Source organism: Burkholderiales bacterium (assembly GCA_013695435.1).
Classification (GTDB): Bacteria; Pseudomonadota; Gammaproteobacteria; order Burkholderiales; family JACMKV01; genus JACMKV01.
In genome coordinates, this window is sequence record JACDAM010000008.1 from 1 (window position 1) to 10,299 (window position 10,299).

The window sequence follows — 10,299 nt, forward strand, 5'->3', positions numbered from 1 at the left end:
CTTGATGTCGAGCGGTGATAGCGGCCGGATCTCGTCCAGCGTGTACTGCAGATTGCAGAGCGCGCCGTGATTGGCGTGGACGAACGCCAGCGTTTCGGCATCGAAGACGCAAATCTCGTTTGACGAACGATCGAGGACCTCGCCAAAGCGCATGGAGCTTGCCAGGGCGGGTGGGAGTAGTCGTGTTATGGCGCTGAAGAATATGGACAATCTGAGCCCTCGGAACCATCCGCGCTGCGGCTTCCACCGAGAAGCGTTTACGGGGCGGGATACTCAGTATAAACGCAAGCTTCAACCGCGCCTATCGTGGTTTCCGGCGCTGGTCCGGATACAAGGGCTGGCGCCTTATCCGGCGCAACCGGCGCGGACTTGATGGGGGTGCGTTGTCCGGAAGGCGCGGCAGGGAGCGATCTGCCCGCCGCGCGCAGTACGTCCCGTATGGCATTTTCGTCGATTGCGGCGGCGCGCTCGAAGCCTGTGCACAGTGCGCCACGGAAACCCAGATAATCGGGCGCCAGCGGCAACAGGAACGGGATGTCGGCGAGCCGCAGTTTCCCCGCCAGACCGGTAAACATGTTGCGCGCGCGAGCCTTGGCGACGAATTCGCCGAGCGCCGATTCGCTCACATGACTACGCAAACCTCCGCCCGATTTGTCGGCGGTGTCGAGCATGACGCCGGCAAAGCCGCTGGCTGCGGCAGTATCGACCAGGTCACTATCGAAATCGCGATCGGCGAACAACACCGCTACGAGTTGCCTGTGCCGCGCCAAAGGCCGCAGCGCGTCCAGGCAACTGCGCGCATCGCCGTCATCGAACAGGCCGATCTTGATGAAATCGACGCCGGCCGCGGCAGTGCGCTCGATGGCTGCGCCAATCAGCGCGGCTTGCATCGGCAAATCGCCGATCGTCGCGCTGACCGGACGGCGCCCGCCGATCATGCGGACGATCGCGGCGATGTCCGCAACCGGCAGTGCGCCGAGCGCGCCCGCGGCGGGATTTTTGAGATCGACGATATCGACGCCGGCGGCCAGAGCCGTTTTCGCCTCTGCGATCGACAGCACGCTGGCGAGTACCCTGGCGAATTCACAGGTCGGGGCCAAAACCTTCACACCAGTTGCCCGGCATCGGGATGCTGGGCGCGATGGGCATCCCGTTTTTCCATCAGCCAGCCCCACGCTTCGCGTTCCGCATCGCCGGCTGTCTTGTCCATGGCGACGCGCAGGTAATTTATTTCCGATTCGATTTTCTCCGGCGGCAGCATGGTCAAACGGCTGATCAGGATCGCCGCTTCGATCACCGCCGCCTGTGCCCGATTGAAACCCTGAAACGGTGCATGGTTCGCGCTGTGCACGGCGCGGCAGATGAGGCGCGGTCGCAGTTCGTCGGCCTCGACCGATTCCAGCCGGACTTCGATATGCGCGAGAGCACCGGTAAGTCGCACACCCTCGATTCGCTCGGCAGCCTGGATCGGCCACTCGTAACGGCCGGTCAGACAGCCGGCAAATACTCGAACGTCATCGGTGGTGTTGATGACCGCGGATTTGGCGGCTTCGACGTTGGACAGTGTTGTCGACGGGCGAAACGGCGCGATGATGTAAAGCTCGCCTCGACGATGGATGCCGATCGGCGCGATATGCGGTTTACCGTCAGGATTGACAGTCGTGACTATGGTTTCGAAGATCATGCGTGACTGCTGCCGGCCAGACAACGTCGTGGCGAAAGGCGATTTTACCCGCGCTTCCGCAGAGCGCATAGCGGACGCCCGTCGCAGCTTGCTGCCACGGAGGTGCAGTTCAGGCCTTGCCGGCTCAGCGTTTCCGCTTGCCGACTTCGAGAGTGACGCCGGGCGCGGACTGCTGATCCAGATCCTCGGCTTTGGCTTTCGCGGCGGCGCCCCAGTCAAGTTCCTGATCCTGGTAATAGCGTTTGCCGAGCTGGTGCGCGATTTGCGCGCGCGCCAGTTCAACGCCCATGTAAAAAGCATGGGCCGCATCCTGTTCCAGCTTCAGGTGCGGGAACAGGCGGAATGGATCCACATCGCAATGCAGACCGTCGCGGTTGTAGACGTGGATGCCGGCCTCGGAAACCTGGACGCGAAAACTCGGGTCCTTGATCGCGGCAGCGATTTCAGCGATTTCCGCGGGCGTATCGGGGAACGGTTTGCGCGCGTGCAGCGCCAGGAGATCGTTTGAGAAACTGCGCGGCAGGCTGTCGGCGTCGCGTGCCGCGAACATCATGCGTCGCGCGGCATCGGTTTCGCGCACCACGCTGCGTGCGTGCGGGCTGACTTCGGTCGTCAGCACGGCGCTGATGCGCAGCTCGGAAATAATTCCCATCAAGAGCGCGTTGATGCCGGTGGTATCGGCGTCGGTCAACTCGGTCAGGTTGCCGACGCCCATCATGATCGGCGCGCCCGGAAAACGCCTGCGCAATTCGGCGTAACGGATGATCGAATCGGTGAAGCCGAAATGAATCGGATCGAGAATCGCGTCGGCAAAATAAATGCAGCCGCGCTGTTCCATATGGTCGATGGCGCGCGCCAGCGATTCGACGTCGTGCGGCTGCGACGGAATCAGCACCGGAACCGAGGCGACTTCGTCGGCGATCCACAACGTATCTTCCTTCAGGCTCAGCAGATAGTCAGCGCCGGCGCGGCCGCCGCGGAGCAATTCCTGCGGATCGATCGAATCGACGCTGACGCGGTGGCCGGCTTCGTGCAGGGCGCCTAGCGCGTCTTCGAGATGCGGAAAAGGCGTGTCGGGCAGGCAACCGAGATCGATGACATCGGCGCCGTCGGCGCGGTATCTTGCGGCGCGCTGAAGGATCGCGGCGATGTCGATATCCGGCGTATCGACGATTTCGGCGAAGATCAGCACATCGTGCCGCGACAGATCGACGGGCGAGCCTGCATGCCCGAAAAATTCGGGAAGATCCTTCAATTCCTCCGGGCCGCGCACGACCGGAACGCCGTAGCGCGCCGCAAGCTGGTCGAGATCGCCACGGCAGCGCCCGGGTATGACAATGCGATCGGCATTTGCCACATCGGACACGCGGCGCGCGATCAGGTCGGCCGTCATCAGCCCGGCAACGTTGATGCCGATCTGCTGCACCGTGTAGCTGAATTCTGTCGGCTGCATGCCTGCCAATACCTTGTGCAGGCTTTTTTCGGCAAGCCTGCCGGTCAGGAACAGGATGTGGGGCAAGGGGTTAAGGGCCGGGAATCGGCGATCGGTTAAAGGCGGGAATCGGGTATCGGGAATCGAAGATCGGAAAATGAATCGGGAAGAGGCGGACAAGACATCAGAAAATCAGGTCTATCGTTTCTGGTTGATTGCGGTGTCAGGCCAGGGGTGGATTCTTGGCCATGCGAGGCAGCGCCTCGTTCATTTGAACCCAGGGCTGCGCTGAGTCGCACCATATGTTGACTTGAGGCTGAAGCCAGGAAGTGTCGTCCAAAGTGCCGGCCTTGAGCCATCCATCGTTGGCGTGGCCGCGACCTCGGAGAATATGGGAGATCCGCACTTTGAGCAAAAGCTCCGCAGCACCGGGAGGCCGCTGTCACCTTGAGTCTCGAACGTTACAGGTTGTGCTCCTTCCATCGTGAGTGCGCCTTTTGGAATAGCGACGAGCACCGAGAACGCTATGCCTGTTTGGAGTTGGCAGTTCCTGCAGTGGCAAATCGCAGTCATGAGTGGATCTGCGTCCGATGTGTACCGAACCGCGCCGCAAAGGCAACCACCTTGAATCTTGTTCATCTTTACCTCCGTGGAGTGGATACGGTCAATGCAGCTTGTTGGGGTCCTTCACATTCAGCCGTTGCATTTTCCGGTAAAGCGTATTGCGGCTGATTTTCAACTGGCGGGCGACATTCGTGATGTTCCAGTGCTGGCCTTCCAGTTCGCGGAGCAAAGCTTCACGCTCCGCGCTTTCCAGCGGATTCAGCGGCGGCTTGTCGAGCGGGCAGTCGGCGTGGTTCGGCGCTTGCCCGGCGCGGATGATATCGGGCAGATCGCGGACCCTGATCGTGCTGTCCTCGCGCAAAGCGACCATGGTGCGCAGCACGTTGCGCAACTGGCGCATATTGCCAGGCCAGCGATAGTGTTCAAGCAGGTTCAGCGCATCGCTGTCTATCGATAGCGGCGGCTCGACCGCGGCGGTGCCGGCGTGTTCGTCTGCCAGCATTTGCAGGATCAACGCGCGCCGGTCGGCGCGGCGCCGCAGCGGCGGCAGCAGCAGGCTCAAGCCTTGCAGACGATAGTAAAGATCTTCGCGGAAATCGCCGCACGCGATTTTCTCGAGCAGATTGCAATGCGTCGCGCTGATCAGCTTGATATCGACCTTGACCGCAAGCTCGCCGCCAAGCGGCAGGATCTCGCGCTCTTCGAGCACGCGCAACAGGCGTGCCTGCAAAGGCACGGGCATGTCGCCGATTTCGTCGAGAAATAAAGTGCCGCCATTGGCCTGGAAAATCTTGCCGCGACGGCCGTCGCGCGCGGCGCCGGTGAACGCGCCGGCCTTGTAGCCGAACAGCTCGGATTCGATCAGGGTTTCCGGGATCGATGCGCAGTTGATTGCGACAAACGCTTTGTCGGCGCGATCGCCGGATGCGTGCAGCGCTTTCGCGAACAACTCCTTGCCGGTGCCGGTTTCACCGTACAACAGGATCGCCACGTCGCGATCAAGAATCAGCCTGGCGCGGCGCACGTTTTCGGCCATCGCCGCATCGCCCAGGTGAAGATTGTCGAGCGGTGTACGCGCGCCATCGGCAGCAAAATCCGCATTTCGTGGCAGTTGCGGCGGCGGGCGCAGCGTTGCCCGGATCGCGCCATGAGGCGTTTCCGGATGGCGCGCCACCGCAAAGAATCGTCCACCGCGACGCGCTTCGAAAATCGGCACTGGCTGGAAGGAATTGCGGCTGCTGCGGTCCAGCAGCAACGACAGCGGCGTGTTGAACAACTCGCTAATTTCGCGTCCGCGGATTTCAGCCGGCGTGCGATAGCCGAGCTGGAACAACGCGCTGCGGTTTGCCGCCAGCACATGACCGGCGGCGGTCAGCGCGATCGCGCCTTCGCCCAAGGTGCCGACGAATTCGGGGCGGCTGTGGAAGCGCAGAGTGTGATCGCGGCTGAAGCGGCCCAGGAACGCGCGGTTTTCGATCATTTGCGCGGACATGTTGACCAGCACCAGCGTGTGCTGCTGAGCAAGCAGCGATTCGCCGGAGGCGTCGAGCACAGCGATGAGCTTGCCGTCATGGTCGAAAATCGGCGCGGCCGAACAAGTCAACCCGATATTGCGCGCGAGATAGTGTTCCTTGTGATGAATAACCAGCGGCTGACGTTCGCAAATGCAAGTGCCGATGCCGTTGGTGCCCTGATGCTGTTCGGTCCAGATCGCGCCCGGCATCAGCCCGGTTTTTGCAGCGGCGTGGGTGAAACTCGGATCGCCAAAGTAATTGAGCAGCACGCCATCGGCATTGGACAGCATGATTGCGTAACCCGAGCCGGCCAGTTGCTGATAAAGATTAGCCATTTCGATTTTCGCGGTCGGCATCAGATCGGCGAGGCCGGCCTGGCAACCGGCCAATTCGTCGCGCCCGACGATGATCGGATCGTCGCGATTGGCCGGATCGAGATGGTGCTCGCTATGGCAGCGCCACCACGAGCGCATGATCGAATTATCGGCCACGGCGCCGCCCGGCTTGACGCCGCCGTCCAGCAAGGACTGCACGTATCTGGCGTGATTGCCCGTTAGTTCAGACATGAGAAATGTGGCTGCTGGCGGTTACGGTTGGGCGGCGCGGGCCGAAGTGAGGGCCGGAGCCGGACGTGTTTCAATCCGCGAGTGCGAATCCCGATAGAAAGCTGTCCATACAGCAGTCAGGAGGTATGGCTTCGTTGCCACGGGTACGGCTGGATCGGTATTACATACTTCGGGTATTACGTATTTCGGTTATTATTTTCGCAAGCTGCAACATCTTTTTTGGATATTAACAAAAAATTACCGGTCAGAGCAGTTTCCTATCCGCCAAAGAGAGCTTTCATGAAGAAGATAGTGTTTTTTGTTGCGGCCATGCTGCCGGCATTGGCTTTTGCGCATCAGGGCTATCCGACGGTCGATCGTGTCGAATGGGTCCTTGCCTGCATGCAGCAATCCGATAAAGGCGGTTACGAGCTGGTCCACAAGTGTTCGTGCGCCATCGACAAGATCGCCGCGAAGTTGAAACACGATGACTACATCGAATATTCTACCGCGGCGCGCGGTCAGACCATGCGCGGCGAGCGCGGCAATGAGTTCCGCGATCCGGAAACCGTCAAGGGCGCCGGCGCCAAGTACAAGAAGATACAAGCGGAGGCGAGAGAACAATGCTTTCTAGAATGACATTCATCGGGCGCCGGGCGACTGGCGCGATTGCAGGGTTGATCCTCGTTGCGGCTCAGTTCGGAGCGCCGCTTGCGGCCGCTGCTGCGGATTTGAAGCGCATCGCCGTGCTCGATTTCGGGCTGATCGAAGACATCCCTGAACCAGCCAAATACGAGGAGCAGCAAAAGCGGCTTATGCTGATCACTGACCAGTTGCGGACGGAGCTGGAAAAAAAAGAGTTGTACGACGTGATTGATAACGCGCCTGCGGAGGCGATGATCAAGAATATGAAAGCGAGCGAGAACCTGTATGCCTGCAACGGTTGTGAGCTCGATATCGCCAGGAAACTCGGTGCTGAGCGCGTGCTGACAGCCTGGGTGCAGAAGGTCAGCAACCTGATCCTGAATCTGAACATCGAGGTCAAGGACGTTTCGACCGGGGAGGTAACGCTGAAGAAATCGGTCGATATTCGCGGCAATACCGATCAATCCTGGCAGCGCGGCATCAGCTACATGGTTCGCGACATGGTTGAGAAGAAGCAGGGCGGTCGTTAGCGCAACTTCCCGGAAATCCGAATCCATAAAGCCGGCCGGGACCGGGGCAAACAGCCAGACTGAAGGCCGGCTGACCGCCCGAGACGCTCAAGATAACATTCGCAAAGGGCTGCGCGCAGGCGAAGGTGATCGCGGCAAGCGAATGCGGAAGGCGAAGTCCGCACAAGGCGGGAAGCCGGATAATAAGGTGGGAGCCCGAATAATGCGGGTGATTTCCGATGCGACCGGATACCTCGTGAACTCATCGCGCCGCTGGCGCGGGCAATTGAAATTGCCGACGTCGGGAAGGTTGATTGCAACCTTGATATTATCCGGCGCGCTGCTCGCACTTGCCGGCTGCGCCAGTCTGGCACGGGACGACGTCGCGCAGCGCCGCCTCGCAATACCTGTCGGCGGCCCGCAGCGCGAGTGTCTGGCGTTTTTCGCGCGTCTCGACGACGCCGTCGGCGCGCATGGCGTCCGTGACAGCGATGCTGCCGCGATCACCGGTTTCCCCTATTTGGCCGTCGATCGATTGCTGGCGAGTTACGCGCGCGAGCCTTTGACGGACGCGGCATTCGACGCCTGGGTCGATCACCTGCAGGCGTTGAACGAAACCGGCCGGCGCGCCGAAATCGCGAACCTGCCGGCCGCCGAACGCGAAAAATTGCGGGCGTCGTTGCCGGATGGGCTTCTGTCGCAAGACCCCGCGGATGCGTTACGCGCTTGCGCCGACACCCTGCGGACGACCGACCTTGCGTCGAGCACCGGCCGCGTGGCTTTGCAAACCGCGGTGCACGTGCCCGACGGCTATCGTACCTGGCAGCGCGCGGTCGGCCTTTATCCGTTAACGTCGATCCCGTTCGCGCTCGGCGCGCAGCGTTTGCGGAGCAAAACGCAAGCGACCTTCGATCGCGATCTCGCACAGCTTCCGGTGCTGGGGCATCTGATCCGGTACGCACCCGGCGTGGTGCCGGCACCCTGGTCGGCGCGCGAAATCGCCGCCCAATTCAAGCTCGATCAACCCGGCGACGGTCCGCAATTGCTCGCTGCCTTGCCCGATGCATCGGCGCTCGAAGCCCTGTTTGCGCAGTTCGCGCCGCTGTTCGAAATCGATACCGCCGCCGACGAAGATCGCATCGGCGCACTCGCCTGGCAGGGTGGCGCTTCGCCTGCGGCGGACGTTGCAGATAAGCCAGCCGCGGCAGTCGAGCTCGGCGTCGATATCGGCAAGCCGACGGTCTATCGTTATCTGACGCATACGCGCTTCGGCGGACACTTGCTGCCGCAGCTTAATTACACAATATGGTTTCCGGCGCGCGAGCGCGTGGGTCGCTTCGATCTGCTCGGCGGTCATCTCGACGGCATTACTTTTCGGCTGACCCTGGGCGTTGATGGCACGGTGCTGATCGCTGACGCTGTGCACAACTGCGGCTGCTACCATCTGTTCTTCCCGTCGTCGCGCATCCGCCTCAGACCGCAGCCGGCAACGCTCGAGGAAACCGCCTTTGCACCGCAAACCCTGCCGGCAATGGCGGCCGGCGAACATCTGACGATTCGCATCGCGCACCATACGCATTTCGTCGAGCGCGTGCTTGCGGCTTCGCCCGACGCCGTCGGCCACGATGCCATCCGCTATCTGCAAGCCGATTACGAGGTGCTGCGCACGCTACCGCTGCCCACGGGTGGTTCGAAAAGCGCGTTCGGCGCCGATGGCATCGTGCCCGGTACAGAACGCGGCGAGCGTTATTTCTACTGGCCGATGGGCGTGCCGAATGCCGGCGCGATGCGCGGCCGCGGACATCATGCGACGGCTTTCGTCGGCCGGCGTCACTTCGACGATCCGATACTGTTCGAAACATCTTTTGAATCCGTTCGCTGAATCGCGCCGCGTCCGGCGGCGTCGTTTATCGAGCGCCGCCTTCGCCCCGGTTTAGACGGCCGTATGGAATTTTACGTCTGGTACGCACTGATCGGTGCGCTGCTTATTTTCGCCGTCGTCACGCGTTCGTTCGCGCAGCGCGTGTCGATGAATACGACGATGTTGTATCTGGCCGTCGGCTACGCGCTCGGACCCGCCGGCTGGAGCGTGCTCGCGGTCGATCCGGTCGAGCACTCGTGGTTCATCGAGCGCATGACCGAAATCGTCGTCATCATTTCGCTGTTTTCGGCCGGACTGACGCTGAGCTTACCGCTCCGCGATGCACGCTGGAAAATCCCGTTGAGCCTGGCGTTCGTGTCGATGATGCTGACTGTCGCCGCGATCGCGGCCGTCGGCGTGCTCGCGCTCGATCTGCCACTCGGCGTTTCGATACTGCTGGGCGCGATACTCGCACCGACCGACCCAGTTCTCGCATCGGAAGTGCAGCTCACGAATGCGCGCGACCGCGACCGTCTGCGCTGGGGGCTGACCGGCGAGGCAGGATTGAACGACGGCACTGCATTCCCGTTTGTCATGCTCGGCCTCGGTCTTTTGGGACTGCACGAAGTCGGCGGTTTCGGCTGGCGCTGGCTGGCGGTCGATCTGGTATGGGCGATAGCCGGCGGCCTCGCGATCGGCTGGGGCGCGGGCTACGCGGTCGGGCGCCTCGTGCTGTATTTGCGTTCATATCATCGCGCCGCGGTCGGCTTCGACGAATTTATCGCGCTCGGCCTGATCGCGTTGTCGTACGGCGTCGCGCTGCTGCTGTCAACGTATGGTTTTCTCGCCGTATTCGCCGCTGGTCTGGCGCTGCGGCGGGTCGAGCGGCGCCTGAATAAAGACGACGAGTCGGTCGAGGCCGATGCCGACGATGTTAGGGCAGAAGGCCGGCCGGGAGGCGACGATGCCGCGACGCACCCGGCGACGGCGCCTGCATACATGGCGCGCGAAGTGTTGAACTTCAACCAGCAGACCGAGCATATCGGCGAACTCATCGTCGTCGTGTTCGTCGGAGCGATGCTGTCGGCAGCGTATCTGACAACGTTCACGCTGTGGTTCGTTCCGCTGCTGTTCGTCGTCATTCGGCCGCTGTGCGCATGGCTCGGGCTGCTCGGTTCGCCGACGACGAAGCCGCAGCGCGCGCTGATTGCGTGGTTCGGCATCCGCGGTCTCGGTTCGATTTACTATCTGAGCTACGCTATTCAGCATGGTTTGCCGGCTGAATACGCAGAGCAGCTCTCGTCGGTCGTGCTGACGGTGGTGGCGGCTTCGATCATCGTGCATGGCTTTTCAGTCGCGCCGTTGATGCGCTTTTACTCGGCCACTCCCCGGTGACGTCGTTTAGGGTCTATTCATACATAAATCATGCCCTGCGTTGCCCGTCGCTTGCAGGGAATGACCCTGCCCGCGCGCCGTCCGCCTCGCATCGCGTCCCGCGAGACCCAAGCGCGGGGCATGATTTATGTGACAGGCAGTGGTTCGATT

9 protein-coding genes and 1 pseudogene are annotated in these 10,299 nt (G+C 61.7%); 4 read left to right on the plus strand and 6 right to left on the minus strand.

Annotated features, from left to right (window positions below):
* The 6 genes and pseudogenes from H0V78_00320 to H0V78_00345 form a co-directional block, all read right to left on the minus strand.
* Positions 1–153 (minus strand): hypothetical protein (locus H0V78_00320; protein MBA2350272.1); only part of this gene is annotated, 153 nt, incomplete at its 3' end.
* A 104-nt stretch (positions 154–257) separates the two neighbouring features.
* Entirely contained in the window at positions 258–1,100 is an 843-nt protein-coding gene (locus H0V78_00325) for a (5-formylfuran-3-yl)methyl phosphate synthase (protein ID MBA2350273.1), read from the minus strand.
* Positions 1,101–1,105: 5 nt separating this feature from the next.
* The gene (locus tag H0V78_00330; protein MBA2350274.1) at positions 1,106–1,684 is read right to left on the minus strand and encodes a DUF447 family protein; all 579 of its coding nucleotides are present in this window, start codon (positions 1,682–1,684) and stop codon (positions 1,106–1,108) included.
* Between the two features lie 124 nt (positions 1,685–1,808).
* Complete coding sequence (locus H0V78_00335; GenBank protein MBA2350275.1) at positions 1,809–3,203, minus strand: dihydropteroate synthase; 1,395 nt, start codon at positions 3,201–3,203, stop codon at positions 1,809–1,811.
* Positions 3,204–3,339: 136 nt separating this feature from the next.
* Positions 3,340–3,755 (minus strand): annotated as a pseudogene (locus tag H0V78_00340) (GFA family protein).
* 25 nt (positions 3,756–3,780) lie between these two features.
* Positions 3,781–5,760 carry a sigma-54-dependent Fis family transcriptional regulator gene (locus H0V78_00345; protein ID MBA2350276.1) on the minus strand — a complete coding sequence of 660 codons (1,980 nt, stop codon included), beginning with the start codon at positions 5,758–5,760 and terminating at the stop codon, positions 3,781–3,783.
* A gap of 309 nt (positions 5,761–6,069) precedes the next feature.
* Here H0V78_00345 and H0V78_00350 point away from each other — a divergent pair, with 309 nt between their 5' ends.
* The 4 genes from H0V78_00350 (at position 6,070) to H0V78_00365 (ending at position 10,149) form a co-directional block, all read left to right on the plus strand.
* Complete coding sequence (locus H0V78_00350) at positions 6,070–6,378, plus strand: hypothetical protein (GenBank protein MBA2350277.1); 309 nt, start codon at positions 6,070–6,072, stop codon at positions 6,376–6,378.
* A complete protein-coding gene (locus tag H0V78_00355) occupies positions 6,375–6,914 on the plus strand; it encodes a DUF3280 domain-containing protein (GenBank protein ID MBA2350278.1) in 540 nt (179 codons plus the stop codon). The genes H0V78_00350 and H0V78_00355 overlap by 4 nt, the downstream gene beginning before the upstream one ends.
* A gap of 202 nt (positions 6,915–7,116) precedes the next feature.
* Positions 7,117–8,775 carry a hypothetical protein gene (locus H0V78_00360; GenBank protein ID MBA2350279.1) on the plus strand — a complete coding sequence of 553 codons (1,659 nt, stop codon included), beginning with the start codon at positions 7,117–7,119 and terminating at the stop codon, positions 8,773–8,775.
* A 63-nt stretch (positions 8,776–8,838) separates the two neighbouring features.
* Complete coding sequence (locus tag H0V78_00365) at positions 8,839–10,149, plus strand: cation:proton antiporter (protein ID MBA2350280.1); 1,311 nt, start codon at positions 8,839–8,841, stop codon at positions 10,147–10,149.
* Positions 10,150–10,299 lie beyond the last annotated feature (150 nt).